We start from the raw sequence: 26,991 nt of genomic DNA, 5'->3' as shown, positions 1-26,991 counted from the left end.
CAATCGAGAGAGCAGGGGTTCAAGCACGCATGAGTGCGTCCAGCCGCATGAAGATCATCATTCCCTTGGTTTCGGCCATGTCATTGCTTGCCGTCTCGGCGCAGGCTCAGGACGCTAGGCCGCCGAGAGACGCCTCCCCGCCATCGGCCGGGCCGGGCGCCGGTGCGCCGCCGCAGAACATGCGCAAGGGTCCGCCGCCACAGCAGGCGGCTCGGCCCGGGCCACAGCCCGGCGGCCAGCCTCATGCCAGCGGTCCTGGTCATGCGGGTCCAGGTCCGGGCGTTGACGGCGGTCCAGGTCTTAGGGGTCAAGGTCCTGGCCCGCGCAATGCCGGCGGCCCACCGCCCGCACGCAATTACGCCAGGGGTCCCGCACCGGCGCGCGATTGGGGCGGACACGCCTATCGCGGCCATCTCGCCTGGGATGGCGGGCGCTGGCGCCACGAAGTCCACAACGGCCGCTCCGGCTGGTGGTGGGATGTCGGCGGCGCGCGGTATTATTATCCGCAGCGGATGGACGGGCCGCCGGCCTACATCTCGGAGGATTATTACGACGACGTGCCGGTGGCCTATGCCCCGGCGCCGCCTCCCGACGCCTACGAACCGCCGCCGCCTCCGGCTGATCCCGGCGCGAGCGCGCTTGGCGGCGCCATCGTCGGCGGCGTGCTGGGCGGCCTGATCTCGGGCAACGCCTCGGGCGCGGCCGCAGGCGCCGTGATCGGCGGTGCCACCGGCGCGATCGCCGGCGCCACGGCTGCATCGCGCCCCGGCTACTATCTGGCCCAAGGCAACTGCTACTACCGCTATCCGAGCGGCCAGTACGTGCAGGCAGATCCCCGCGCGTGTTACTGAACACTCCAGGCGAGACCTGAAGCGAAGAGGCGGGCGAAAAGCCCGCCTCTTTTGTTTTGGCGCTGGCCGTCAGCTGGCCGAAAATGAAAACGGGATCGCCCGCGCGTCAGGACACCAGCCAGCTGAAGAACGCGATCGCGGCCCAAACCAGGCCTGCGATCCAGGCCAGTATCACGATGCCGATGGTCGCAAGATATGCGATGCCAAGCGGGTCGGATCGTTCGCGTCGCGTCGGGACGGCAATTTCGGCTGCGGCTTTTTGTGTCATGACGGGAACATCTCCCATGCCTTCTCGCTCCCTGGGAGCGTTGAGGACTGTTTAGCGGAGACGCCGGGCGCAGGCTGTGACGCACTTCACAGATCGGTCCGTATCAAGCCCAGCCTCACTGCTTCGTGCGGCACACATCTCTGGAAACGATCGCGCCATTCGCGGCTTCTCCCTTCCGTCGGCAAGCGATCAGAAGGTTCGCGTGAGGAGGGTGTTAACCCCCGCAATCATACGGACGAAATTGCCATGCGCTTGTCCAGATCGTCCGGCTAGAGTCGGGCTCATGTGTACCAAGTACGATCCACAGCACGAAGCCGAGGCGGCAATGAAGCGCGCCGTGGCAGCCGAAGGTCTCGACCGGCAACTTCTCATTGAGCTGGCCCTGGCCTGGCATCAACTCGCCCGCGACCGGCGCGAGGAACGGTCGGACTGAGCCCACGCTCTTACGAGAAGAACCCGTATTCACAAGAAAAATTCACAAGGAAAACCCCGTGCTCGGGGGGACAAGCACGGGGTTCTCTAGAGCCGATCGGGGCTGGCAGATCGGCGCTATTCAAGATCCAACGCGCTGATCACGGGTTCGTTCCGCGTCCCTCAATCCGATCCTCGCGAGTTCATGCAGGCCGGCCGGGGAAGTCATCCGCGGATTGCCGATAGGAACGTCCGTTGCCCGCCGACGTTGAGCGGCTATGACCGACCTCGAGTTGCGCGCACAGTCCTTCGAGATTGCCTGGAAATATCTCGACCAGTCCGGCCTGCTCACCGGTGAGCATAGGGACGCGGCCCGGTTCATCCTGAACAGGATTGACTGCATGATGCTGCGCGGCGAAAGGCGACGATTGCTGCTGTCCAACGCCGCGATCGACGCCTACCGGCTGCGGCCCGTGCTGGTGACGCTCGACGCTTGAACTGTCTGGCCGAGTGAAACGCAGCATTAAGACATGCGCACCGTCGATTTTCTTGGCTACGATTCGTGCTTTGCGAACGAAGCGGAGTCGGATCGTGAACAAACGAAAGTGCCGGCAGGGCGCGCACTGATTTGGTGCCGCGCCTGGATCAATCGATCGCCAGGCATTCTTCCAAGTGTGGCTTCTGGTGGCCTCGACCCGCCCACGCCTGAACGGCAAAGGCGAGTTGATGCTGGCTCGCCGCCGCGTCTGCGATGGAAGCCCGCGCGGTCTCGATGGGCTTTGTGATCACGCTGGAGTTCACGACGCCTGCGTCGATGGCCAGGAACGATATTGCGACAACCGCCACCGCAGATGCGATAGCCATTCTCGTCCAGTCGGATAGCGGCATCGAAGTCCTTATCGGGCGCACGTCGCTCGGCGCATAGATAAGGCTCGTTTGCCCGGATCAAAGCCGAGGGCGAGGCTAACCACGCGTTCGTGAAGCACGAAGGATCGGCAAACGCGCGTCGATGAAACTGAAAATGGCGATCCCGGCAGGAATCGAACCTGCAACCCTCAGAGTAGAAATCTGATGCTCTATCCAGTTGAGCTACGGGACCGTCTTGAGCCGCCCTGGTTTGGGGCCAGCCGTTCATCTACCATGCCATTATGAAAAATATCGTCTTTCGCCAAGCCTGAACCGAACCGTTTTCCTCGAAGCCGCGACAAAGCGGAACGGTGGGGTGTCAGGGTGCCGGGTTGAGCGGCAGCGGACTGGACGATGGATCACATCGCCGGGAACGCTGGCCAGCTTCCGGGACACGGCCACCGGTCGACTGGTCCGGTATTGCTGCGCCATCAGGACGGCGTGCGCGGCGGTATCTTGATCAGTCTCCTCTGGGCTTGCCTTGCGATGGCGAATGCGACGATTTGCACCTTTGGTTCCATCGCCTTGAGTCCGTCACCTTTCCGCGCATTTCATGCGACAAGCGGCGTTCGTCCGCGATTTCCGGGAGTCCATCCATGATCGGTCTTGCTCGCGCCGTCACACTCTGCGCCGCGCTGGCGCTCGGTCTTTCGGCCGCGCACGCCGCTGACAAAGCCTTCAAACGCGACGACCTCGCCGATTCCGCGATCAAGCTGGAGGCGCAGATCAAGGGCGAGGCTGGGCCGGTCGCCAAGAGCGGCGCGAGCTTGCGCACCGACGCCGATGCTGCCTTCCGGCGCAACGACTATCGCACCGGCCTGTCGGTGCTCGGCCAGATCGCGGCGACCGCGCCTGAGGATGCCGGCAACTGGCTGCGCCTGGCCAAAGTCATCTTCCAGATTTCGCCGAAGAGCTCGAGCGAGCAGACCTTCCTGCTGGAGCGCGCCTCGACCGCCGCCTACATCGCCTACCAGCGCGCCGGCAATGCGGGCGAAGAGGCCGACGCGCTCGCGGTGCTCGGCAAGTCGCTGTCCGAACGCAAGCTGTGGCGGCCCGCGCTGGATGCGCTGCGGCTGTCGCTCGACATGCGCGAGGTCGCCGACGTCCGCGGCCAATATGAAAAGATGCGCGACGAGCACGGTTTTCGGCTGCTGGACTACACGGTGGACTCGGACTCCGCCAGTCCGCGCGCCTGCTTCCAGTTCTCGGAGGAGCTGGCAAAACGCACCGATTTCGCGCCGTACCTCGCGCTGGCGGGCCAGGACACGCCGGCGCTGTCGGCCGAGGGCAAGCAGCTCTGCGTCGACGGGCTGAAGCATGGCGAGCGCTACAACATCAATCTGCGCGCCGGCCTGCCGTCCACCGTGAAGGAAGGCCTGCCGAAATCGGCCGAGTTCAACGTCTATGTGCGCGACCGCAAGCCCTTCGTGCGCTTCACCAGTCGCGCCTATGTGCTGCCGAGGACCGGCCAGCGCGGCATTCCCGTCGTCAGCGTCAACACGCCGGCCGTCAACATCAACGTGTTCCGGATCGGCGACCGCAATTTGATCAACACGGTGGTCGATAGCGATTTCCAGAAGACGCTGTCGAAATACCAGCTCAGCGATCTCGGCGGCGAGCGCGGCGTGAAAGTCTGGACCGGCGAGCTTGCCACCACGATGACGCTGAACCAGGACGTCACCACGGCGTTCCCGGTCGACCAGGCGCTCGGCGAGCTCCAGCCCGGCGTTTACGTGATGACGGCCGCGGCCAAGGGACCGGGCTCGGACGACGACTACCAGCTCGCCACCCAATGGTTCATCGTCTCCGATCTCGGCGTCACGGCCTATTCCGGCAATGACGGCATCCATGTCTTCGTGAATTCGCTGGCCTCGACCGATCCGGTCGACAAAGCCGAGGTGCGGCTGGTCGCGCGCAACAACGAGATTTTGGCTACCCGCAAGACCGATGACAGCGGCCACGTGCTGTTCGAGGCGGGGCTTGCGCGCGGCGAGGGTGGCCTGTCGCCGGCGATGCTCACCGTTACCGGCGATAAGGCCGACTATGCCTTCCTCAGCCTGAAGACCTCCGCCTTCGACCTGTCCGACCGTGGCGTTTCGGGTAGGGCCGCGCCTGCGGGCGCCGACGCCTTCGTCTATGCCGAGCGCGGCGTCTACCGCTCCAGCGAGACCGTCTATCTCACCGCGCTCTTGCGCGACGGGCAGGGCAATGCCGTCACTGGCGGGCCGATGACGCTGGTGATCGAGCGCCCTGATGGCGTCGAATTCCGCCGCGCCGTGTTGTCCGACCAGGGCGCCGGCGGGCGCACCTTGTCCGTGCCGCTCAACTCGGCCGTCCCGACCGGGACCTGGCGGGTGCGCGCCTTCACCGATCCGAAGGGTTCGTCGGTCGGCGAGACCACCTTCATGGTCGAGGACTACGTCCCTGACAGGATCGAATTCGACTTGTCGGCCAAGGACAAGCTGATCAAAGCTAACGCTCCAGTGGAGCTTAAGGCGGACGGCCATTTCCTCTATGGCGCGCCGGCGTCGGGCTTGGCGCTCGAAGGCGACATGCTGGTCGCGCCCGCATCCGAGCGGCCGGGCTTCGTCGGCTACCAGTTCGGCGTCGCCGACGAGGAGACCACCTCGAACGAGCGCACGCCGCTGGAGAACCTGCCGGAAGCCGACGCTAACGGCGTTGCGACCTTCCCGGTCACGCTCGACAAGCAGCCGGCCTCGACCCGGCCGCAGGAGGCCCAGATCTTCGTCCGCATGGTCGAGACCGGCGGCCGCGCCGTCGAGCGCAAGATCGTGCTGCCGGTCGCGCCTGCTGCCGCCATGATCGGCATCAAGCCGCTGTTCGGCGACAAGAACGTCGCCGAGGGCGACAAGGCCGAGTTCGATGTCGTGTTCGTCTCGCCCGAGGGCCAGACGCTACGCCGCGACGGCCTGCGCTACGAGCTTCTGAAGATGGAGTCGCGCTACCAATGGTATCGCCAGAGCAATTACTGGGAATACGAGCCGGTCAAGTCGACCTCGCGCGTCTCTGACGGCGACGTGACCGTTGCCGCCGACAAGCCGTGGCGAATTTCGCTGACTCCGCAGCCCGGCCGCTACCGGTTGGATGTGAAGTCGAACGACGCCGACGGCCCGGTGACCTCGGTGCAGTTCGACGTCGGCTGGTATTCCGACGGCAGCGCCGACACGCCGGACCTCCTGGAGACCTCGATCGACAAGCCGCAATACGCCTCCGGCGACACGATGACCGTCTCGGTCAACGTCCGCAGCGCCGGCAAGCTGACCGTCAACGTGCTCGGCGATCTCCTGCTGACGACGCAGACCATCGACGTCAGGGAAGGCACCGCGCAGGTGAAGCTCCCGGTCGGCAAGGACTGGGGCACCGGCGCCTATGTGGTGGCGACGCTGCGCCGTCCGCTCGATGCGGCCGCGCAACGCATGCCGGGCCGGGCAATCGGACTCAAATGGTTCGGCATCGACAAGCAGACCCGCACGCTCCAGGTGAAGCTGACGCCGCCGGCTCTGATCCGACCGAATGCGATGTTGAAGATCCCGGTCAAGCTCGACGGCCTCAATCCGGGCGAGGACGCAAAGATCGTGGTCGCCGCGGTCGACGTCGGCATCCTCAACCTCACCAACTACAAGCCGCCGGCGCCGGACGACTATTATCTCGGCCAGCGCCGCCTGAGCGCGGAGATCCGCGATCTCTATGGGCAACTGATCGACGGCATGTCGGGCACGCGCGGGCAGATCAAGTCCGGCGGCGACGCCGGTGCCGCCGAGCTCCAGGGCTCGCCGCCCGCGCAAAAGCCGCTCGCGCTCTATTCGGGCATCGTCACCGTTGCCGCCGACGGTACCGCCGAAGTGAGCTTCGACATTCCGGAGTTCGCCGGCACCGCGCGCGTGATGGCGGTGGCGTGGACCGCGACAAAGCTCGGCCGCGCCAACACGGATGTGGTGATCCGCGATCCCGTGGTGCTGACCACGACCCTGCCGCGCTTCCTGCTCAACGGCGACCACGGCACGGTCAATCTCGAGATCGACAATGTCGAGGGGCAGGCCGGCGATTACGTCATCAACGTCAAGACCGGCGGCCCGGTGAAGATGACCGGCAATCCCGCAACCACGGTCAAGCTCGCCGCCAAGCAGCGCAACTCCTTCTCGCTCGCAATCGATGCGACCGCGGCGGGGCAGGCGACGCTCGACGTCGACATCAAGGGGCCGAATGGCCTGGCGCTGGCACGCCACTATGCGCTCGACGTCAAGGCGGCGACGCAAGTGCTGGCGCGGCGCTCGATCCGGACGCTGGCGAAGGGTGAGAGCCTGACGCTGACCTCGGATATGTTCGCCGATCTCGTGCCGGGCACCGGCAGCGTCTCGGTCTCGGCCAGCCTGTCGACTGCGCTCGATGCGGCGACGATCCTCAAGGCGCTCGATCGCTATCCCTATGGCTGCTCGGAGCAGATCACCAGCCGTGCCATGCCGCTGCTCTACGTCAACGAGCTCGCGGCCGGCGCGCATCTGGCCATGGACACCGAAGTCGACCAGCGCATCCGCGACGCCATCGAGCGGCTGCTGGCGCGCCAGGGCTCGAACGGCTCGTTTGGCCTGTGGTCGGCCGGCGGTGACGATGCCTGGCTCGATGCGTATGTGATGGACTTCCTGACCCGAGCTCGCGAAAAGGGCTTTGTGGTGCCGGACGTGCTGTTCAGGAACGCGCTCGACCGCATCCGCAACTCGGTCGTCAACGGCAACGAGCCGGAGAAGGACGGCGGCCGCGATCTCGCCTACGGCCTCTACGTGCTGGCGCGCAACGGCGCGGCGCCGATCGGCGATCTCCGCTATCTCGCCGACACCAAGCTGAGCAACCTCGCGACTCCAATCGCGAAGTCGCAGCTTGCGGCAGCGCTCGCACTGGTCGGCGACCGCAACCGCGCGGAGCGGGTCTATGGCGCAGCGCTCGACAGTCTCGCGCCAAAGCCGGTGCTGGAGTTCGGCCGCACCGACTACGGCTCGCAGCTCCGCGATGCCGCAGCGCTGGTCTCGCTTGCCAGCGAAGGCAACGCGCCGAAGGCGACGCTGACGCAGGCGGTGTCACGGGTCGAAACCGCGCGCGGACTGACGCCCTACACCTCCACGCAGGAGAACGCGTGGCTGGTGCTGGCGGCGCGCGCGCTGGCCAAGGAGAACCTGTCCATGGAGGTCGATGGCCAGCCGGTCAAGACCGCGCTCTATCGCAGCTACAAGGCCGTGACGCTGGAGGGCAAGCCACTGAAGATCACCAACACGGGCGATGCGCCGGTGCAGGCGGTGGTCTCGGTGTCGGGTTCGCCGGTGACGCCGGAGCCTGCGGCGTCGAATGGGTTCAAGATCGAGCGCAGTTTCTTCACGCTCGACGGCAAGCCCGCCGACATCAGCAAGGTCAAACAGAACCAGCGCTTCGCGGTGGTGCTGAAGATCACCGAGGCCAAGCCGGAGTACGGCCACATCATGGTGTCCGACTATCTGCCGGCGGGCCTGGAGATCGACAATCCAAAGCTGGTCTCGTCGGGCGATAGCGGTACGCTGGACTGGATCGAGGACGGCGAGGAGCCCGAAGATACCGAGTTCCGCGACGACCGCTTCACCGCAGCCGTCGACCGAGCCTCGGATTCCAAGGCGGTCTTCACGGTGGCCTATGTGGTGCGTGTGGTCTCGCCCGGCAAATACGTGCTGCCGCAGGCCTATGTCGAGGACATGTACAATCCCTCGCGCTACGGCCGCACCGGGACGGGCACCGTCGAGGTGCGGGCGGCGAAGTGATGAGCGAGGTGACGCCTCATACTCAGTCGTCATGCCCGGGCTTGTCCCGGGCATCCACGGACTTTGATGCCGGGGCGAAGAACGTGGATGGCCGGGACAAGCCCGGCCATGACGGAGCAAAGGGCAGGGGCTTTCGTGTCCTTTCTGCCGCGGCACTCATGCTCATCCTCGCCATCGTCGGCTTCGTCGGTTGGGTCTACTCGCTCGGTTCTCTCCCGCTCGACGAAGCCCGCCAGGTCTCCACCACGATCGTCGATCGCAACGGAAAACTGTTGCGGGCCTATGCCATGGCCGATGGGCGCTGGCGGCTTCCGGTCGAGACAAACGCCAACGTTGACCCGACCTATCTGAAGCTGCTGTTCGCCTATGAGGACCAGCGCTTCTACAAGCATAACGGGCTCGACCCGCTGGCGCTGGGGCGCGCTGCGTTTCAGCTTGGGACGCGCGGCCACATCATCTCGGGCGGCTCGACCATCTCGATGCAGCTCGCGCGACTGATGGAGCCGCGGCGGCAGCGCTCGCTCTATGCAAAGCTGCGGCAGATGGTGCGTGCGATCGAGATCGAACGCAGCTTGAGCAAGGAGCAGATCCTCGACCTCTATCTCGCGCTCGCGCCTTACGGCGGCAACCTCGAAGGCATTCGCGCCGCCTCGATCGCCTATCTCGGCAAGGAGCCCAAGCGGTTGTCGCTGGCTGAAGCCGCGTTGCTGGTCGCGCTGCCGCAATCGCCGGAGACCCGCAGGCTCGACCGCTATCCCGATGCTGCGCGCAAAGCGCGTGACCGCGTGCTCGACCGCATGGTCGAGGAGCATCAGATCAGCCTCGATGATGCGCAGCAGGCCAAGGCCGTTCCCGTGCCGAAGCTGCGCAAGCCGATGCCGATCCTGGCGCCTCATGCTTCCGACACCGCGCTTTCGACCGTCAGGGATACACCGGTCATCAAGCTGACGCTGGATGCGAACTTGCAGAAAATGCTGGAGCCGCTGGCGCGCGATCGTGCGATTGCGTTGGGGCCGAACATCTCGGTCGGCATCATCGTCGTCGACAATGAGAGCGGCGACGTGCTCGCGCGTGTCGGCTCGGCGGATTATTTCGACGAGCGCCGGGCAGGACAGGTCGACATGACCCGCGCCGTCCGCTCGCCGGGCTCGACGCTGAAACCGTTCATCTACGGGCTCGCCTTCGAGGACGGCTTCGTTCACCCCGACAGTTTGATCGATGACCGCCCGGTTCGCTTCGGCTCCTACGCGCCGGAAAATTTCGACATGACGTTCCAGGGCACGGTGCCGGTGAAGAGGGCGCTGCAGATGTCGCTGAACGTGCCCGCGATCGTCCTGCTCGACCGCGTCGGTGCGAGCCGTCTGACATCGCGGCTGCGCCAGGCCGGCGGCAATCTGGTTCTCCCCAAGGACGAGGCGCCGGGGCTTGCCATGGGCCTTGGCGGCGTCGGCGTGACGCTGCAGGATCTCGCCCAGCTCTATGCGGGCTTCGCCCGGCTCGGCACCACCAAGCCGCTGCGCGAGATCATGACCGACAGGGACGACCGCGAGCCGCTGCGGCTGCTCGATCAGGTCGCGGCCTGGCAGGTCGGCCATGTGCTGCTCGGCACCCCGCCGCCGGAGAACGCGGCCCACAACCGCATCGCCTTCAAGACCGGCACCTCCTACGGCTACCGCGACGCCTGGTCGATGGGCTTCGACGGCCGCATGACGATCGGCGTCTGGGTCGGCCGGCCCGACGGCGCGCCGGTTCCGGGCCTGATCGGTCGGGTCGCCGCCGCGCCGATCCTGTTCGATGCCTTCGCACGGACCGGCAAGACGCTCGTCCCGTTGCCCAAGCCACCAAAGGGAACCCTGGTTGCCAGCAACGCCAAGCTGCCGTTGCCCCTGAAGCGGTTCCGCCCGGTCGGTGATCTGGTGCGGACTGGAGGCGAACAGGCCTTGCACATCCAATTCCCGCTGAACGGCTCGCGGATCGACGTCGATCGCTCGGGTGGCGAGGGGGACGCAGCCATGCCGGTCAAGGTCGCCGGCGGCGTCCTGCCCATGACCGTCATGGTTAACGGAATGGCGCTGGGCGAGATCGACGGACGGCGCCAGCGGCTGATCGATCCGCCCGGTCCGGGCTTTGCGCGGCTGACCGTCATCGATGCCACGGGCGCCGCGGACACAGTTGTCATTCGAATTCAGTGACCCGGCCTCAAGCGGTTGTCGGAATGACGGTTTCAGCGTAAGCGGAACCAATGGCCGAGACCTATCCCAGCCCCCGTTTTGGAGCCCCTCGCGAGCCGAAAGCGCCCGCGAATCCGGGCAGCCGGCTCGTGCTCGTGCTCGACTACGCCACGGCCAGCCATGCCCGTGCGGTTGCCTTCCTGCTGCTGTGCGCGTTGCTGCTGTTCCTGCCGGGCTTCTTCACGATTCCGCCCGTTGACCGCGACGAGGCGCGTTTTGCGCAAGCGACCAAGCAGATGGTCGAGAGCGGCGATTATGTCGACATCCGCTTCCAGGAGGACGTCCGCTACAAGAAGCCGGTCGGGATCTACTGGTTGCAATCGGCGGCGGTCGAGACGGCATCGGCGCTCGGTCTGCCGCGGGCCGAATTGCGCATCTGGGTCTATCGGCTCCCCTCGCTGATCGGCGCGATCGGCGCCGTGCTCATGACCTATTGGACGGCGCTTGGCTTCGTCACGCGGCGCGCCGCGGTGCTTGCCGCGCTCCTGATGAGCGCCTCCGTGCTGCTCGGCGTCGAGGCGCGGCTTGCGAAAACCGACGCGATGCTGCTGTTCTGCGTGGTCGCCGCGATGGGCGCGATGGCACGGGCCTATCTGTCGTGGCAGCGCGCCGAGGACGAGACGCATCCGCCCTGGAGCTGGCCCGCGATCTTCTGGACCGCGCTCGCCGTCGGCATCCTGATCAAGGGCCCGCTGATCCTGATGTTCGCAGGCCTGACTATCGTCGCGCTCGCGATCCAGGACCGCGATGCCTCCTGGCTATGGAAGCTGCGCCCGCTCTGGGGCCTGATGTGGATGCTGGTGCTGGTGCTGCCCTGGTTCGTCGCGATCTTCTGGCGCGCGGGCGATGCCTTCTTCGCCGATTCCGTCGGCGGCGACATGCTGAGCAAGTTGGGCGCCCAGGAATCCCACGGCGCGCCGCCAGGACTGTACCTGGCGTTGTTCTGGATCACGTTCTGGCCCGGCGCGCCGCTCGCGGCGATGGCCGCGCCCGCGGTCTGGCGCGCGCGGCGCGAGCCCGGCGCGCAATTCCTGCTGGCCTGGCTGGTCCCGTCCTGGATCGTGTTCGAGGCGGTGCTGACCAAGCTGCCGCATTACGTGCTGCCGCTGTACCCTGCGATTGCGATCCTGACCGTCGGCGCGCTCGAGCGGCGCGTGCTGTCGTGGTCCTGGCTGATGCGCGGCTCGGCCTGGTGGTTCGCGATCCCCGTGGCCGGCTCGATCATCGCGGTTGTCGGCGCGGTGATGCTGACGCGGCAACCGGCCTTCGTGGCCTGGCCGTTCATCGCGGCCTCGCTGATCTTCGGCCTGTTCGCCTGGTGGCTTCACGACAACAACCACGCCGAGCGCTCGCTGCTCAACGCGCTGGTCGCAGCCCTGATGCTCGCGGTTGTGGTCTACGGCATCGTGCTGCCGTCGCTGACGCCGGTGTTTCCAAGCATCGAGGTCGCGCGCGCGCTTCGCAACGTCACCTGCGTCGGGCCGAAGGCTGCCGCGGCCGGCTATCACGAGCCGAGCCTCGTCTTCCTGACGGGTACGCAGACACTGCTCACCGACGGTTCGGGGGCGGCGGATTTCCTGCGGCAGGGGAGCTGCCGTTTCGCGCTGGTCGAGCAGCGCTCGGAGCGCGGCTTCGTGCAGCGCGCCGAGGCGATCGGGCTGCGTTACAAGGTTGGCACGCGCATCGACGGCTATAATTTCTCGCAAGGGCGCGCGATCTCGATCGCGATCTTCCGCTCGGAAGGCACCGAGTAGGATGTCGGCGCCAACCGACATCGCGCCGCGCGCGAGCTATCCCGCGCAATTGCTCGCCCTGTCGGGGCGCGCCCTGGCACAGCTCGTGCGCACGCCGTCGCATTCGCGCCGCGCCGAGGCCGCGCGAAAGCTGGCGCGGCATTCGCTGTGGCTCAGTGCGGCAGGTGCGGCCCTGGTCATCGCGCTGATGGTCGTGTTCGACCTGACCGAGATCCAGCTGATGCCGGCGCGTGGCACGCCCGGCCTGTGGCCGATCCGCATCCTCACCGATTTCGGCAAGGACGAGTATGTGCTCTCGGTGCTCGGGGGTGTGCTGGTGGTCCTGGCGCTGGTTGCTGCGGGATTGCACGGCAGGAGCCGCGCGTTGCTGCTCGGCCTCGGCACGCGGCTGCAGTTCATGTTTCTGTCTGTTGCCGTGTCCGTATTCGTCGCCGAGATCCTGAAATATCTCATCGGTCGCGGACGTCCGTTCGTCGGCGGCAAGGCCAATCCGTTCAACTTCATCCCGTTCGAGGGGTCGGGCGCTTATGCCAGCCTGCCGTCGGGCCATGCGGTGACGGCGTTCGCGCTGGCGTTTGCGGTCTCGGCGCTATGGCCGCGGCTGCGCGTGTTCATGTTCACTTACGCGATCGTGATCCTGCTGACGCGGCTGGTGCTGCTCGCGCACCACCCGAGCGACGTGGTGGCCGGCGCCCTGGTCGGCATGGTCGGCGCCATGGCGGTGCGCTACTGGTTTGCGGCCCGCAGGCTCGGCTTTGCCATCCGTGCCGACGGCACCATTGTGCCTGTTGCAGGGGCGGTCTCGGGCCGCCTCAAAAGGGTTGCCCACGGGGCATCCGCCCCATAAAAGCGGCTGCCTGCCGGGACCGCCGGTTCCCTAAGGTGCAGGCCAATTCCAACCACGAGCTCTCGATTTGTCGTCGCCCCAGCCTTCGGTTTCCCAGCCCTCGGTTTCGATCGTCGTTCCCGTGCGCAACGAAGCCGACAACATCGTGCCGCTGATCGAGGAGATCGGCGCGGCGCTCGACGGCCGCTGGGCCTATGAGATCATCTACGTCAATGACGGCTCGACGGACGCAACCGGCGAACGGCTCGGCGCGATCATGAAGCAGCGGGACAATCTGCGCCAGCTGCGCCATGCCAGGTCAGGCGGCCAATCCGCGGCCGTGCGCAGCGGCGTGCGTGCGGCACGCGGCGCGATCGTGGCGACGCTCGACGGCGACGGCCAGAACAATCCGGCTTTCCTGCCGGACCTGATCGCGGCGGTCGAGAACGGAAGCAAGGTCGGACTTGCCGCGGGACAACGCGTCGGCCGCAAGGATACCGGCTTCAAGAAATTCCAGTCGCGCGTCGCCAACGGCGTTCGCAACGCGATCCTGAAGGACGGTACGCGCGACACCGGCTGCGGCCTGAAGGCGTTCCGGCGCGAGGTGTTCCTGATGATGCCCTATTTCGACGGGCTGCATCGCTTCCTGCCGGCGCTGGTGCGCCGCGAGGGCTACGAGATCGCCTATGTCGACGTGATCGACCGGCCGCGCCGCTCCGGCGTGTCAAACTACGGTTTCTTCGACCGGCTGTGGATCGGCATCATGGATCTCGTGGGCGTGTGGTGGCTGATCCGCCGCAAGAAGCCGACGCCGGCTGTGACTGAGGTGAAGGCATGATCATCCAATACGGTCAGGCGCTGAGCAACTATTTCTACGACGTCTTCGTGGCCAAGTTCGACTTCTGGCTCGCGTTCGGCCTCGTCGCGCAGCTGTTCTTCACGGCACGCTTCCTGGTGCAGTGGATCGCGAGCGAGCGCGCTGGCAACAGCGTGGTGCCGATGGCGTTCTGGTTCTGCTCCATGGGTGGCGGGCTGATGACGCTGGTTTACGGCGTCGTCAAGCGCGAGCCGGTCATCATTCTCGGCCAGGCGCTCGCGACCATCATCTATATCCGCAACATCATGCTGATCGTGAAGAACCGCAGCCGCGGCTCAAGGACGCTGGAGCGCTGATCGAGCCGACTAGCGCGGCAACGCCGACGCTGCGCCCGACGCGGGCAGGGCGGCGGTATTCGCCTCGTGCCTGCGATACGGCTCGCCGGCCGCATCCAGCACGGGATAGGCGACCGAGCAGATATGCGAGTGGATACGGCGCAGGTCCCGCAGCACATCGAGATGCAGTGACGTCGTTTCGATGGTCTCGGGGCGGCCCTCGCGCAGGCGGTCGAGGTGACGCTCGACGGCGGCAAGCTCGGTGTTGCGCAGCGCCGTCTTCTCCACCAGCAGCTTGCGCGCCTCGTTGGCGTCGCCCGACATGAAGACCCCGAAGGCGATGCGCAGCGAATCCATCGTGCGCTTGTGGAAGGCGGCGAGCTCCTCGGCGCCCTCGGGCGAGAACTGAAAGCGGCGCTTGATCTTCTTGGTCGCGAGCTCGCTCAGACTCTTGTCGATGATGTCGCCGATATGTTCCAGATTGATGGCGAAGGAGATGATCTCCATCGCGCGCCGGCCCTCGCTCTCGTCGAGGCTGCCCCGCATGAGTTTGGTCACGTAGAGCTTGATGGCTTCGTCGAGGCCGTCGACGACGTTGTCCATCTTCGAGACCTGGTCGACCAGCGCGCGGTCGCCGCTCATCATCGCCGCCATCACCTTGCGCAGCATGATCTCGACGAGATCGCCCATGCGCAGCGTCTCGCGGCCAGCATCGGCCAACGCCAGCGACGGCGACTCCAGCGCGGTCTCGTCGAGATAGCGCGGCCGGGCCGGATCGGCCTCCTGAACACGATCGGGCAGGAGCCGGGTCAACAGGCGCGACATGGTGTCGAGCAGGCCGATGAAGATCATGGCTGTGCCGACGTTGAAAGCGATATGAAACGCCGCCGTCATCCTGGCGAGATCGGGCTGCCAGGCGTGCATGTGCTCGGCGATCGGGCCCAGGAAAGGCAGGACCAGGGCGATCCCGATCACGCGGTTGACGAGATTGCCCACCGGCAGGCGATAGCTGGTGGGATCGTCACGCTTGGCGCCTTCGAACACGGGATTGATGGCGCTGCCGAGATTGGCGCCAAGCACCAGCGCGAGCGCGGCGTAAGGCGAGATGAACTGCGAATAGGCGAGTGACATGATCAGCAGCACGCTGGCGACGCTCGAATGCACCGCCCAGGTGACGAGCGCAGCGATCGCGATGCACAGAACGGGATCGCCCGTGATGGAAGACATCACGACGCGGACGCCCGGCGCGTTCTCGGCCGGCGCCAGCGTGTCGAGCAGGATGTGCAGCGACAGCAGCATCAGTCCGAGGCCGATCAAGACACGGCCGACGTCCTTGATGCGCGAGCGCGGACCCGCGCGGAAGGCGACCAGTCCGAGCACGAACAGGACCGGCGCAATTGCGGCGATGTTGAACGACAGCACCTGCACGATCAACGTCGTGCCGACATTGGCGCCGAGCATGATGGCGAGCGCGGCGACCAGGCTGAGCATGCCCTCGGCGGCGAAGGAGCTGGTGAGGAGCGCGGTTGCCGTGCTGCTCTGGAGCAGCGCCGTCAGCCCGAGGCCGGCGGCGAACGCGTTGAAGCGGTTACCAAGCGCCTTGCCGAGCAGCCGTCGCAGGTCCGGGCCAAAGGCACGCAGAATCCCGCTGTGGACCATGTGCAGGCCCCACAGCAACAGCGCCACGCCGCCCATCAGATCGAGCAGTACCAACGTTCCCATGCTCCGTGTCCGGATTGGAGTCGATTGGTGAGGCTAGCGCCAAACGACGGGGGATCAAACCATTTGTTGGCGCGTCGGCGTTAACGTTTGCGGTTGCTGCACGTTCCCGCGGCGCGCATTAGCGCGTCCGCCGCGGCGCGCATTAGCGCGTCCGCCGGCGCGATTGCCGCGTCCTGAGGCGCGATGCCTCGTGAGCAGGCTCACATTGCCGCCTTGAGGGCAGCGAAGCCGCGATCTAGATCGGCCTTGAGATCGTCGGTGCTTTCGAGGCCGATGTGGAGACGCAGGGTCGGGCCGCCCGGAGCCCACTTGGTCGCGGTGCGATAGTCGTTGCAGTCGAAAGGAATCGCCAGGCTCTCGAAGCCGCCCCAGGAAAAGCCCATGCCGAACAGCTTGAGCGTGTTGAGCATGGTGTCGACGGCTTTCTGCGGAGCCGGCTTCAGCACGATGCTGAAGAGGCCCGATGCGCCGGTGAAGTCGCGCTTCCAGATCGCGTGGCCGGGATCGGTCTCGAGCCCGGGATGCAGCACGCGCGCGACCTCGGGACGGCTCGCAAGCCAGCGCGCCATGTCGAGCCCGGAGCGATGATGCTGCGCCAGCCGCACCGACAGCGTGCGCAGGCCGCGCAGCGCAAGGAAGACGTCATCAGGGCCCGCGCAGACGCCGAGCAGGCGGATGCCTTCGGCGATCTGCGGCCATGCCTTGGCATTGGCCGAGATGGTGCCGAACATGATATCGGAATGGCCACCGATATATTTGGTGGCGGCCTGCATGCTGATGTCGACGCCCTGCTCGAGCGAGCGGTGATAGAGCGGCGTCGCCCAGGTGTTGTCGTCGATGACGAGCGCGCCGCGCGCATGCGCGACCTCGGCGATGGCGCGGATGTCGGGCATCTCGAACGACTGCGAGCCCGGCGCCTCGACCAGCACCGCGCGGGTGGTCGGCTTGAACAGCTTGTCGATTCCGGCGCCGATCATCGAATCGAAATAGCTGGTTTCGATTCCGAGGCGGGCGAGCATGCCGTTGCAGAAATTGCGCGAGGGCCGATAGACGTTGTCGCAGACCAGGATGTGGTCGCCGGCCTTCAGTACCGAGAGCAGGGTGGTGGAGATCGCCGACAGGCCCGACGGCACGATGCCGACGCCGGCGCATTGCGGCCCCTCCAGCGCCATCAGCGTCTCCTGGAACGCCTTGGTGGTGGGGGAGCCGTGGCGGCCATACGTGAACTCGCCCCTATGGGCGTGCAGGTCCTCGGCGGTCGGATAGAGCACGGTCGAGCCGTGGAACACCGGCGGATTGACGAACCCCTTCTGCGCCTTGGTGTCGCGGCCGGAGGTGACCAGCCGGGTCTCGGCCTGCTGCTGGGAGGGGTGCGAGGAATCCATGCGTCTGCTTTCAAAAGCGCGTTTCCGCGAGGCGCGAGGCGCGCCTTGGGGACGGCCGGAGGCCGCCCTCGTTAATAACAGAACACAGAAGAGTCCCGTCAACCCCTTGACCCGGCTCGCCAGTCGTTCTGAGATGCGCAGGTGCTATTCAGTCGCTGCATGTTGAGGGGCCTGCCGCGACCTTCGATCCATCGCCTGACCGGACCTTGCGCCACAGCCGTAATGGCGGGCGCCTTTCGGCGGGGATTAAGGTATGGCCTCCCGGGATCGGCGAGTGTTTGGCAACGTTTTCCAGCATGACTCTTGCAAGGCTGGTCTTGATACGGCTAGCCCTGGCAGAGACTATCCCAAAGACAACGTTCCTGACCTTGAGACGACTTTGAAAGGCCTAAAGCCCATGAAACGCGTAACCCTGGCTCTCACTCTCGCTCTCGCCGCCGGCCTGACCGCCCAAGCCGCTGATGCGCAAACGCTCAAGACCGTCAAGGACCGGGGCATGCTGTCCTGCGGCGTCAGTCAGGGCCTGCCCGGCTTCTCCTCGCCGGACGACAAGGGCAACTGGACCGGGCTTGACGTCGACGTCTGCCGCGCGATCGCCGGGGCGATCTTCAACGATCCGACCAAGGTCAAGTACGTGCCTCTCTCCGCCAAGGACCGCTTCACGGCGCTGCAATCCGGCGAAGTCGATGTGCTGTCGCGCAACACCACCTGGACCATTTCGCGCGACACCTCGCTCGGCGCCAACTTCACCGGCGTGACCTATTATGACGGGCAGGGCTTCATGGTGAAGAAGTCGCTCAAGGTGAACTCGGCGCTCGAGCTCAACAGCGCCTCGGTCTGCGTCCAGACCGGCACCACCACCGAGCAGAATCTCGCCGACTACTTCAAGGCCAACAACATGAAGTACGAGGTGATCGCGTTCGGCACCAACGACGAAACGGTCAAGGCCTACGAGGCCGGGCGCTGCGACGTCTTCACCACCGACCAGTCGGGCCTGTACGCCAACCGCCTGAAGCTTGCCAATCCCGGCGATCACATGGTGCTCCCGGAAATCATCTCGAAGGAGCCGCTCGGACCGATGGTGCGCCACGGCGACGACCAATGGTTCGACATCGTGAAATGGACGCTGTTTGCCCTGATCACCACCGAAGAGCTCGGCGTGACCGCGAAGAACGTCGACGAGAAGGCGAAACTGGAAAATCCGGAGCTGAAACGCGTCCTCGGCACCGACGGCAATTTCGGTGAACAGCTCGGCCTGACCAAGGACTGGGTGGTGCGCATCGTGAAGGCCGTCGGCAATTACGGCGAAGTGTTCGACCGCAACGTCGGCGCGGGCTCGCCGCTTGCCATCAATCGGGGTCTCAACAATCTCTGGAACAAGGGTGGTCTCCAGTACGCGCCGCCGATCCGCTGATCCCCCTCGACCCGCGCACGCGGCGATGAGCACCGAGGCCCGCAAACCCCCGCCCCAGATCGCGCTGAAGATCAGGCGCGTGCTGGGTGGCAAGACAGGCTGGAACGGCATCGCCGTCCAGTTTGCCTTCGCTGCGGTCCTGGGCTGGATTGCCTATGAAATCGTCTCGAACGCCCGCGCCAACCTCGAGAACCAGCACATTGCCGCCGGCTTCGGCTTCCTCGGGAACAACGCCGGTTTCGACGTCAATCAGACGCTGATCTCGTATACCGGCTCGGACACGTTCCTGCGCGTGTTCCTGGTCGGACTCCTCAACACGCTCGTGGTCTCGGTGGTGGGCATCGTCTTTGCCACCGTGATCGGCTTCATCGTCGCGCTGTGCCGGCTGTCGCCCAACTGGCTGCTCTCGCGGGTCGGCGAGATCTATGTCGAGATCATCCGCAACCTGCCGGTGCTGTTCCAGATCCTGTTCTGGTACCTGGCGGTGCTCGCGGCCTTGCCCAATCCCCGGCAGAGCATTTCGCTGCTCGGCATCGCCTTCGTCAGCAATCGCGGTCTCGTCATTCCCCGCCCGATCGGCGAGAGCGGCTTCGAGGTGTTTGTTGCGGTGCTGGCGCTCGGCATCGTGGCTTCGCTGGCGCTGCGCATCTATGCGCGCCGGGCGCTGTTTCAGCGGGGTCAGATGATCCGGATCTGGCCCTATGTGCTGGGCCTGCTGTTCGGACTGCCGCTCGTCACCATGCTGGTATCGGGTCTGCCCTTCACCTTCGAGCTGCCGCAGCTCAAGGGCTTCAATTTCGCCGGCGGCTCGCGGATCATCCCGGAGTTCGTGGCACTCACGTTGGCCTTGTCGACCTATACCGCTGCCTTCATCGCCGAGATCGTGCGCGCCGGCATCCTCTCCGTCCACAGCGGACAGATGGAGGCGGGATCGTCGCTGGGCCTGAGCCGCGGCACCACGCTCCGCCTGGTCGTCGTGCCGCAGGCGATGCGCGTCATCGTTCCGCCGCTGACCAACCAGTACCTCAATCTCACCAAGAATTCGTCGCTGGCCGTCGCGATCGGCTATCCTGACCTCGTCTCCGTGTTCGCCGGCACGTCGCTGAGCCAGACCGGGCAGGCCATCGAGATCATCGCCATGACGATGGGCGTCTATCTCCTGATCTCGCTGATCACCAGCGCCGTCATGAGCGTCTACGGTTGGCGCGTCAGCCGGAGTCTCGGCGCATGAGCGACATCACCTCGTCCAGTTTCGTCCGCCAGGACCTTCTCAATGAGCGTCCCGCGCCGGTGAAGACCACGGGCTTCATCGGCCTGGTGCGGACGCGCCTGTTCAACTCGCCGACCAACATCCTGCTCACGATCGTCGGCGCCTTGCTGCTGTGGTTCACCATCATTCCTTCCGTCAAATTCCTGATGGTCGATGCAGTCTGGACCGGCAAGGATCGCACGGCCTGCCTCGCCGAGAACGCGGGCTTTGCGGTCGGCGCCTGCTGGCCCTACATCCAGGCCAAGCTGCCGCAACTGATCTACGGCTTCTACCCCGAGGCCGAACGCTGGCGGGTCAACCTCACGCTCGTCCTGGCGGTGGTCCTGTTGTTGCCGTTGCTCATTCCGCGGCTGCCGTCGAAGGGATTGAACGCCGGCCTGTTCTTCGTCGCGTTTCCAGTGGTTGCATTCTTTCTGCTGCACGGCGGCGGCATCAAGGGATTCGGCCTGAGCTGGACGGCTGACCTGCTGCAATTGTTCGACGACAGCATTATCGGCGCCGGGCAGGCTCTGCTCAGTCTCGGCAAGACGTCCGCCGTCGCACCGCTGTTGTGGGTCGTCGGCAATTTCATCGTGCTCTTGGGTACCGCGATCTACTGGCTGATCTTTCCGCTGACCTGGCTGCGTGACCAGCTCCAGGGGACGGGCCAGTCGGTCTGGGCTGACTTCGCCATCACGGCCGCGATCGTCTCCCTGATCGCCTTTGTTCTCGGCGGCGGCGTCCGCACCGGCGGGCGGGCCCTGGCATCCAGCATCGCCACCTTCGTCGCCATCGCAATCGTGATCAAGCTGATGGGGCTCGATCACGGCGGACTGCCGATCGTGCAGACCAACCTGTGGGGCGGGCTTCTGGTGACGCTGGTGGTCTCCGTCACCGGCATCGTCACCTCGCTGCCGATCGGCATTGCGCTGGCGCTTGGCCGCCGCTCGACCATTCCGCTGATCCGGATCTTCTCGATCGCCTTCATCGAGTTCTGGCGCGGCGTGCCGCTGATCACCGTGCTGTTCTTCGCCACCTACATGCTGCCGCTGTTTCTGCCGGGCAATTTCACGGTTGATGGTCTCGTGCGTGCGCTGATTGGAATTTCGCTGTTTACGGGCGCCTATCAGGCCGAGAACGTCCGCGGCGGGCTGGCCGCGATCCCGCGCGGGCAGGGCGAGGCGGCCGCGGCGTTGGGACTGTCCTGGTGGAAGACGACCTCGCTGATCGTGCTGCCGCAGGCGCTGCGCCACGTCATTCCGAACCTCGTCAACAGCTTCATCTCACTGTTCAAGGACACTTCGCTGGTCTCGATCGTGGCGCTGTTCGACCTCCTGGGCTCGCTGCGGGCGTCGTTCTCGGATCCGAAATGGTCGTCGCCGTCGACCGCGTTCACCGGCTTCGCCTTCGCCGGGATCATCTACTTCATCTTCTGCTTTGGCATGTCACGCTACTCGCTTTTCGTCGAGCACCGTCTCAACGCTCACCGCCGCAACTGATCGAGCTCACCATGTCCGACCCCATCGTCAAGATTTCCGGCCTGAACAAATGGTACGGCGAGTTTCACGTTCTGCGCGACATCGACCTTGCGGTCGGGAAGGGCGAGCGCATCGTGATCTGCGGCCCCTCGGGCTCGGGCAAGTCGACGCTGATCCGCTGCATCAACGCGCTCGAGGAGTTTCAGGAAGGCGAGATCGTCGTCGATGGCATCGAGCTTGGGCCGAACCTGAAGCACGTCGACGCGGTGCGGCGCGAAGTCGGCATGGTGTTCCAGAGCTTCAACCTGTTTCCGCATCTGTCCGTGCTGGACAATTGCACGCTGGCGCCGATCTGGGTGCGCAACATCCCCAAGAAGGACGCCGAGGCGGCGGCGATGAAGTTTCTGGAGCGGGTCAAGATCCCGCACCAGGCCAACAAGTTTCCGGGACAGATGTCCGGCGGTCAGCAGCAGCGCGTCGCGATCGCCCGCGCGCTGACCATGAACCCGAAGGTGATGTTGTTCGACGAGCCGACCTCGGCGCTCGACCCCGAAATGGTCAAGGAGGTGCTGGACACCATGGTCGACCTCGCCGAGGAGGGCATGACCATGCTGGTCGTCACCCACGAGATGGGCTTTGCCCGCGAGGTCGCCAACCGTGTGGTGTTCATGGACGCGGGCCAGATCATCGAAGCCAACACGCCCAACGAGTTCTTCGCGACCCCTCAGCACGCCCGCACAAAACTGTTCCTGAGCCAGATCCTGCGCTGAGCGCCTGCAATCCGCTCTCATAGCTGGTCTCACCGACCCACCAGCTTGGCACCATGCGAATCGGCTAGCCACTTTTCGGGCCATACCCCGGAGAGAGACTTTGCAGAGCAGCGCCGGCGCGCGCGCATTCCAGAACGCGCGATTGCAAAAGAAGTTGAAGAAGCAGGCGGACGCGGTCATGTCCGCTGCGATTCAGGCCCTCGGGCAGGGCAGATACGCGGAGGTCGAGACACTCTGCCGCCAGATTCTGACGGAGGTTCCGGACCATTTCGACGCCGCGCACCTGCTCGGCCTGCGCGCGTATGATGGCGGCCGGCTCGAGGAGGCGCAACAACTGCTCGAGCGCGCGACCTTGCTCGATCCGCGTTCGCCCGATGCCCATGGCAATCTCGGGGCAGTGTATTTCAATCTCCAAAGATTTCAGGACGCTCGCGCATGCCAGGAGAAGGCGATTGCGCTGAAGCCGAATTCTCCGATCGCCTTGACCAATCTCGGCAACACGCTGCTGCACATGGGCCTCGGCGAGCAGGCTATTGAGCTGCACGAACGCGCCATTCGGCTGAAGCCGGACTATGCCGATGCATTTTGCAACCTTGGCATGGCGGAGCTGATCAAAGGCCAGTTCGAGCGCGCCAAGAAGAGTTTCGATCGCGCCCTCGTGTTTCAGCCGCGTCACGCGGAAGCGATCGCGGGCAAGGGAATGGTGTGCATCGAGCTCCGGCACTACGAAGAGGCGGCCGCAGCCGTCGCGGCAGGGCTCGCGATCAAGCCAGATTCGGCGAAGATTCTGGCGCAGCGCGGACGGCTCAATCTCGATCTCTCGCGGCTGGAGCAGGCGCTCGCGGACTTCGATGCGGCGCTGGCGCTTTCGCCAAGGCTCGAAGTGGCCTTGCAGGGAAAGGCGCAAGTCAACATCCTGCTGGGCAACACGGCGGAGGCGATTGCGGCCGTCCAGACCTTGCTCGAGGGAAATCCGCGGTCCGACATCGGAATTGCGCTTCTGGCTTCCTGCTATGCGAGCCAGGGAGACATCGCGACGGCGCTCGAACATCTCGACGCGGGGCTGGCAATCGCGCCTGATTACGCGGACTTGATCGGACGCAAGATCTTCTTTCTGGACTATCTCCCCGACGCCGATTTCGCGGTCCAGCAGGCCGCGCGAAAACATTGGTGGGAAGCGATCGGCGCCAAATTGCCGCAAAGGGCGTTGTCGCCCCGCAAGCTCGATCCGGACAAGCGGATCTTGATCGGATATGTCGCTTCCGAATTCAGGAACCACTCAGCAGCATTCGCTCTGTTACCGGTGCTGCGCCATCATGATCACGCCAGGTTCGAGATCGTCTGCTATTCGTGCTCGCCGTTACGAGATGAGATAACCGACAAATTCAGGTCGATGGCGGACGTCTGGGTCGACGCCTGGCAGCTTTCGGACGACGAGCTGGCCGATCGCATCCAGGCCGACGGGATCGATATCCTGATCGACGTGTCCGGGCATTCGACCGGCAACAGGCTCCATGTCTTCGCCCGCAAGCCGGCCCCCATCCAGGTCACGGGTTTCGGACACGCCACAGGTACGGGCCTTCTGACCATGGACCATGTGCTCGCGGATCCTATCTTCATTCCGCAATCGGCGCGTCATCTGCTGGCCGAAAAAGTCTGCGATCTGCCGTGCCTGATCACGATCGATCCCATCCTGGATGTGCCGCCTTCGGAGCCTCCCGTGCTCCGCAACGGCTATGTGACCTTCGGCGTGTTCAACCGTATCTACAAGATCTCGGACGAGGCCATCCGCGTATGGTCGAAAGTCATGCGCGAGATGACGGGGTCAAAGATTATCGTCAAGCATACCCTGCTTGACGATCCCATGCTGCGCGACAGCCTGGTCGCGCGGTTCGTGGCACAGGGCATTGCCGAAGAGAATGTCACCTGCCTGGGCTCGACCCCGCGCCACGAGCATCTGCTGGCGTTTGCGAACGTCGACATATCGCTCGATACATTCCCGCAAAACGGCGGCGTGAGCACCTGGGAATCGCTCTATGCGGGCGTTCCTGTCGTCGCCAAGCTCGGCAACGGCGCATCGTCGCGCGCCAGCGGGTCGATCGTGGCTGCCGTCGGTCTCGATGACTGGGTCGCCGAGGATGACGAGGGCTATGCCGCAATCGCCTGCCGATACGCGGCGCAGCCGGCGCATCTGGCGAAGTTGCGCGCGGAGTTGCCGGCCCAGATCGCAGCTTCTCCCGCCGGCAATGTCGAAATCTACACGCGCGAGGTCGAAGCGGCTTACCGCCGGTTCTGGCGCGACCATTGTGCCGCGGCTCCGGAAGGCGGCGACGCTGCGTAGGAGGCCAGCGGTGCCGGGCCGCTGAGCCCCGGGAAATCCCGGGGCATCACCGCGCCGGCTGACCGGCCGGCCAGGCTTGCGAATCAGTTAGACTCTCGCCGGGCCATCCCTCGGAGAGACACCTTGCAGAGCAGCGGCGCCGGCGCGCGCGCATTCCAGAACGCGCGATTGCAGAAGAAATTGATGAAGCAGGCGGACGCCGTCATCTCCGCCGCGGCCGCTGCCTATGGCCAGGGACGATATGCCGAGACCGAGGCGCTCTGCCGTGAGATCCTGAAAGCGCTGCCGGATCATGTCGACGCTACGCACCTGCTCGGCATGTGCGCGCATGACGGCCGGCGTCTGGAGGAGGCGCAACAGCTGCTCGAGCGCGTGATTGCGCTCGATCCGCGTTTGCACGATGCTCACAACAACCTCGCCACCGTGCATTTCGACCTCGGCAACTACGAAGAGGCGCGGCGGTGCCAGGAGAGGGCCATCGCGCTAAAGCCGAATTTTGCGGTCGCGCTGACCAATCTCGGCAACACGCTGATGCATCTGGGGCAGTACGAACAGGCGCTCGAGCTGCATGAGCGCGCCATCAAGATCAAGCCGGATTATGCCGATGCATTCTGCAATCGCGGCATGGTCGAAATTGTGCTTGGACAGATCATGCGCGCCAAGGACAGCTTCGACCGCGCCCTGCTGTTTCAGCCCCGTCACGCCGAGGCCATCGTCGGCAGCGGCATGGTCAGCATGGAGCTCCGGCACCACGACGAGGCGGCGGCCAAGCTTGCCATGGCGCTAGCGATCAAGCCCGGCTCGCCGAGAATCGTGGCCCAACGCGGGCGGCTCAGTTACGAGTTGCAGCGCCTGGAGCCCGCGCTTGCCGATTTCGAGGCGGCGCTTGCGATCTCGCCCAAGCTCGAGCTGGCGCTCCGGGGGAAGGCCCAGACCTGCCTCGTCATGGGAAGGACCGCGCAGGCGATGGCGGCCGCAGCGGCCCTGATCGAGCAAAATCCGCGCTCAGAGATGGGGCTGGCGCTGATGGGCTTCTCGTATTCGAACCAGGGGGACATGGACGCCGCGATCGAATATCTCGACCGCGCGCTGGCGCTCCGGCCGGACTATGGGGATGCGATCAGAGGAAAGATCTTCCTGGAGGACTACCGCGCCGAGGCCGATTTCGTGATCCAGCAGGCGGTGCGAAAATCCTGGTGGGACCAGATCGGCTCCAAGCAGCCGCGAAGGGAGCTGCCGAAGCGGCCGCTGGATCCGGAAAAGCGGATCGTGGTCGGCTACGTCGCGGCCGAATTCCGGCAACACTCAGCGGGGCTCACGCTGCTGCCGGTGCTGCGCCATCATGATCACACCAAATTTGAAATCATCTGCTACTACTCCTGGCCGGGCGCGGACGAGTACACCGCCATGTTCAAATCATTGGCGGACGTCTGGGTCGATGCCTGGGGGCTTTCGGATGACGAGCTCGCCGATCGTATCCAGGCCGACAATGTCGACATCCTGATCGACGTTTCGGGCCACACGACCGGTAACAGGCTGCAGTGTTTCGCGCGGAAGCCGGCCCCGATCCAGGCCACTGGCTTCGGACACGCGACAGGCACGGGCATGCCGACAATGGACTACGTGCTCGCGGATCCCATTTTCATTCCGCCATCGGTTCGGCATTTGTTTGCCGAGAAAATCTACGATCTGCCCTGCCTGATCACCATGGAGCCCGTCTCGGATCTGACGCCTTCGGAGCTGCCGATGCTCCGCAACGGCTACGTCACCTTCGGCGTGTTTAACCGCATCTACAAGATATCGGATGATGCGATCCGGGTGTGGTCGCGCATCATGCGGGAGCTGCCGGGATCGAAGATCATCCTCAAGCATGGTCTGCTCGATGATCCCCTGCTGCGCGATGGCCTGGTCGCGCGCTTCCTGGCGCAGGGCGTTGTCGAAGAGAACATCACCTGCCTCGGCACCACCTCGCGCGACGACCATCTGGCGGCTTTCGCCCAGGTCGATATTTCCTTCGACACGTTCCCGCAAAATGGCGGCATCAGCACCTGGGAATCTCTCTACAAGGGCGTTCCCGTCGTGGCCAAGCTCGGCATCGGGGCCTCTTCGCGTGCCGGCGCCTCTATCGTGACTGCCGTCGGCCTCGGCGACTGGGTGGCCGAGGATGACGATGGCTATGTCGAGATCGCCCGCAAATTTGCGTCGCAGCCCGATTATCTGGCGAAGTTGCGCGCGGATTTGCCGGCCCAGATCGCGGCTTCGCCCGCCGGCAATGTCGAGACCTACACGCGTGAGCTCGAGGCGGGTTACCGCAAGTTCTGGCGCGACTATTGTGCCGCGGCCTCGAATGACGTCGACATTGCGTAGGCCGCCCGCACGAAGCGGTTCCTGAGCCGGATCCTGCGCTGAGCACCGGGACATCCCGGACGTGC

General features: G+C 65.2%; 19 protein-coding genes and 1 tRNA gene. 16 read left to right on the top strand and 4 right to left on the bottom strand.

Translation table 11 applies throughout. The features are described 5' to 3' along the window. Positions 1-29 precede the first annotated feature (29 nt). Positions 30-851 carry a hypothetical protein gene (locus JQ591_RS10345; protein ID WP_211395897.1) on the top strand — a complete coding sequence of 274 codons (822 nt, stop codon included), beginning with the start codon at positions 30-32 and terminating at the stop codon, positions 849-851. A gap of 106 nt (positions 852-957) precedes the next feature. On the opposite strand, the gene JQ591_RS10340 is transcribed toward JQ591_RS10345, so the two are convergent. Continuing rightward, the gene (locus tag JQ591_RS10340; protein ID WP_211395896.1) at positions 958-1,119 is read right to left on the bottom strand and encodes a hypothetical protein; all 162 of its coding nucleotides are present in this window, start codon (positions 1,117-1,119) and stop codon (positions 958-960) included. Between the two features lie 283 nt (positions 1,120-1,402). On the opposite strand from JQ591_RS10340, the gene JQ591_RS10335 reads away from it, so the two are divergent. The 3 genes from JQ591_RS10335 (at position 1,403) to JQ591_RS10325 (ending at position 2,455) form a co-directional block, all read left to right on the top strand. Continuing rightward, a complete protein-coding gene (locus JQ591_RS10335; RefSeq protein ID WP_211395895.1) occupies positions 1,403-1,552 on the top strand; it encodes a hypothetical protein in 150 nt (49 codons plus the stop codon). A 256-nt stretch (positions 1,553-1,808) separates the two neighbouring features. Beyond that, a complete protein-coding gene (locus tag JQ591_RS10330) occupies positions 1,809-2,027 on the top strand; it encodes a hypothetical protein (protein ID WP_211395894.1) in 219 nt (72 codons plus the stop codon). Between the two features lie 254 nt (positions 2,028-2,281). Beyond that, the gene (locus JQ591_RS10325; RefSeq protein ID WP_211395893.1) at positions 2,282-2,455 is read left to right on the top strand and encodes a hypothetical protein; all 174 of its coding nucleotides are present in this window, start codon (positions 2,282-2,284) and stop codon (positions 2,453-2,455) included. Between the two features lie 97 nt (positions 2,456-2,552). On the opposite strand, the gene JQ591_RS10320 is transcribed toward JQ591_RS10325, so the two are convergent. Continuing rightward, positions 2,553-2,629, bottom strand: a tRNA-Arg gene (locus tag JQ591_RS10320). A gap of 403 nt (positions 2,630-3,032) precedes the next feature. On the opposite strand from JQ591_RS10320, the gene JQ591_RS10315 reads away from it, so the two are divergent. From JQ591_RS10315 to JQ591_RS10290, 6 genes are all read left to right on the top strand, one after another. Further along, positions 3,033-8,237 carry an alpha-2-macroglobulin family protein gene (locus tag JQ591_RS10315; protein ID WP_211395892.1) on the top strand — a complete coding sequence of 1,735 codons (5,205 nt, stop codon included), beginning with the start codon at positions 3,033-3,035 and terminating at the stop codon, positions 8,235-8,237. Then, on the top strand, positions 8,237-10,429 hold the full coding sequence (gene pbpC / locus JQ591_RS10310; RefSeq protein ID WP_249136739.1) for a penicillin-binding protein 1C: 2,193 nt from the start codon (positions 8,237-8,239) through the stop codon (positions 10,427-10,429). Before JQ591_RS10315 ends, pbpC begins: the two co-directional genes overlap by 1 nt. Before the next feature lie 50 nt (positions 10,430-10,479). Next, complete coding sequence (locus tag JQ591_RS10305; protein ID WP_211395890.1) at positions 10,480-12,222, top strand: ArnT family glycosyltransferase; 1,743 nt, start codon at positions 10,480-10,482, stop codon at positions 12,220-12,222. A gap of 1 nt (position 12,223) precedes the next feature. Next, positions 12,224-13,069, top strand: coding sequence for a phosphatase PAP2 family protein (locus JQ591_RS10300; protein WP_211395889.1), 846 nt, complete (start codon positions 12,224-12,226; stop codon positions 13,067-13,069). A 67-nt stretch (positions 13,070-13,136) separates the two neighbouring features. Further along, positions 13,137-13,886, top strand: coding sequence for a glycosyltransferase family 2 protein (locus JQ591_RS10295; protein WP_211395888.1), 750 nt, complete (start codon positions 13,137-13,139; stop codon positions 13,884-13,886). Next, complete coding sequence (locus tag JQ591_RS10290; RefSeq protein WP_211395887.1) at positions 13,883-14,221, top strand: lipid-A-disaccharide synthase N-terminal domain-containing protein; 339 nt, start codon at positions 13,883-13,885, stop codon at positions 14,219-14,221. The genes JQ591_RS10295 and JQ591_RS10290 overlap by 4 nt, the downstream gene beginning before the upstream one ends. Positions 14,222-14,230: 9 nt before the next feature. Here the strand turns inward: JQ591_RS10290 and JQ591_RS10285 are convergent, their stop codons facing one another. Together JQ591_RS10285 and metC are read right to left on the bottom strand one after the other, a co-directional pair. After that, positions 14,231-15,922: a Na/Pi cotransporter family protein gene (locus JQ591_RS10285; RefSeq protein ID WP_211395886.1), complete on the bottom strand. Its 1,692-nt coding sequence runs from the start codon at positions 15,920-15,922 to the stop codon at positions 14,231-14,233. Positions 15,923-16,122: 200 nt separating this feature from the next. Then, complete coding sequence (gene metC / locus JQ591_RS10280; protein WP_211395885.1) at positions 16,123-17,307, bottom strand: cystathionine beta-lyase; 1,185 nt, start codon at positions 17,305-17,307, stop codon at positions 16,123-16,125. A gap of 397 nt (positions 17,308-17,704) precedes the next feature. On the opposite strand from metC, the gene JQ591_RS10275 reads away from it, so the two are divergent. From JQ591_RS10275 to JQ591_RS10250, 6 genes are all read left to right on the top strand, one after another. Continuing rightward, entirely contained in the window at positions 17,705-18,721 is a 1,017-nt protein-coding gene (locus tag JQ591_RS10275) for an amino acid ABC transporter substrate-binding protein (RefSeq protein WP_211395884.1), read from the top strand. A 25-nt stretch (positions 18,722-18,746) separates the two neighbouring features. Next, the gene (locus JQ591_RS10270; RefSeq protein WP_211395883.1) at positions 18,747-19,952 is read left to right on the top strand and encodes an amino acid ABC transporter permease; all 1,206 of its coding nucleotides are present in this window, start codon (positions 18,747-18,749) and stop codon (positions 19,950-19,952) included. Continuing rightward, entirely contained in the window at positions 19,949-21,469 is a 1,521-nt protein-coding gene (locus tag JQ591_RS10265; protein WP_211395882.1) for an amino acid ABC transporter permease, read from the top strand. Before JQ591_RS10270 ends, JQ591_RS10265 begins: the two co-directional genes overlap by 4 nt. 11 nt (positions 21,470-21,480) lie before the next feature. Continuing rightward, positions 21,481-22,218: an amino acid ABC transporter ATP-binding protein gene (locus tag JQ591_RS10260; RefSeq protein ID WP_249136738.1), complete on the top strand. Its 738-nt coding sequence runs from the start codon at positions 21,481-21,483 to the stop codon at positions 22,216-22,218. 100 nt (positions 22,219-22,318) lie between these two features. Then, complete coding sequence (locus tag JQ591_RS10255; protein WP_211395881.1) at positions 22,319-24,559, top strand: tetratricopeptide repeat protein; 2,241 nt, start codon at positions 22,319-22,321, stop codon at positions 24,557-24,559. Between the two features lie 123 nt (positions 24,560-24,682). Beyond that, entirely contained in the window at positions 24,683-26,926 is a 2,244-nt protein-coding gene (locus JQ591_RS10250; RefSeq protein ID WP_211395880.1) for a tetratricopeptide repeat protein, read from the top strand. Positions 26,927-26,991: the final 65 nt, after the last annotated feature.

This window comes from Bradyrhizobium canariense, assembly GCF_018130465.1.
In the GTDB taxonomy this organism is placed as follows: Bacteria; Pseudomonadota; Alphaproteobacteria; order Rhizobiales; family Xanthobacteraceae; genus Bradyrhizobium; species Bradyrhizobium canariense_C.
The sequence above is the reverse complement of the archived record's forward strand: the minus strand, read 5'-3'. Positions and strand labels throughout refer to the sequence as shown.

Coding starts and splice junctions, on each gene's coding strand:
- metC (WP_211395885.1), bottom strand. CDS start 17,307: ATGGATTCCTCGCACCCCTCCCAGCAGCAGGCCGAGACCCGGCTGGTC.
- JQ591_RS10265 (WP_211395882.1), top strand. CDS start 19,949: ATGAGCGACATCACCTCGTCCAGTTTCGTCCGCCAGGACCTTCTCAAT.
- pbpC (WP_249136739.1), top strand. CDS start 8,237: ATGAGCGAGGTGACGCCTCATACTCAGTCGTCATGCCCGGGCTTGTCC.
- JQ591_RS10290 (WP_211395887.1), top strand. CDS start 13,883: ATGATCATCCAATACGGTCAGGCGCTGAGCAACTATTTCTACGACGTC.
- JQ591_RS10325 (WP_211395893.1), top strand. CDS start 2,282: ATGGAAGCCCGCGCGGTCTCGATGGGCTTTGTGATCACGCTGGAGTTC.
- JQ591_RS10345 (WP_211395897.1), top strand. CDS start 30: ATGAGTGCGTCCAGCCGCATGAAGATCATCATTCCCTTGGTTTCGGCC.
- JQ591_RS10335 (WP_211395895.1), top strand. CDS start 1,403: ATGTGTACCAAGTACGATCCACAGCACGAAGCCGAGGCGGCAATGAAG.
- JQ591_RS10285 (WP_211395886.1), bottom strand. CDS start 15,922: ATGGGAACGTTGGTACTGCTCGATCTGATGGGCGGCGTGGCGCTGTTG.
- JQ591_RS10315 (WP_211395892.1), top strand. CDS start 3,033: ATGATCGGTCTTGCTCGCGCCGTCACACTCTGCGCCGCGCTGGCGCTC.
- JQ591_RS10260 (WP_249136738.1), top strand. CDS start 21,481: ATGTCCGACCCCATCGTCAAGATTTCCGGCCTGAACAAATGGTACGGC.
- JQ591_RS10300 (WP_211395889.1), top strand. CDS start 12,224: ATGTCGGCGCCAACCGACATCGCGCCGCGCGCGAGCTATCCCGCGCAA.
- JQ591_RS10275 (WP_211395884.1), top strand. CDS start 17,705: ATGAAACGCGTAACCCTGGCTCTCACTCTCGCTCTCGCCGCCGGCCTG.
- JQ591_RS10270 (WP_211395883.1), top strand. CDS start 18,747: ATGAGCACCGAGGCCCGCAAACCCCCGCCCCAGATCGCGCTGAAGATC.
- JQ591_RS10305 (WP_211395890.1), top strand. CDS start 10,480: ATGGCCGAGACCTATCCCAGCCCCCGTTTTGGAGCCCCTCGCGAGCCG.
- JQ591_RS10330 (WP_211395894.1), top strand. CDS start 1,809: ATGACCGACCTCGAGTTGCGCGCACAGTCCTTCGAGATTGCCTGGAAA.
- JQ591_RS10340 (WP_211395896.1), bottom strand. CDS start 1,119: ATGACACAAAAAGCCGCAGCCGAAATTGCCGTCCCGACGCGACGCGAA.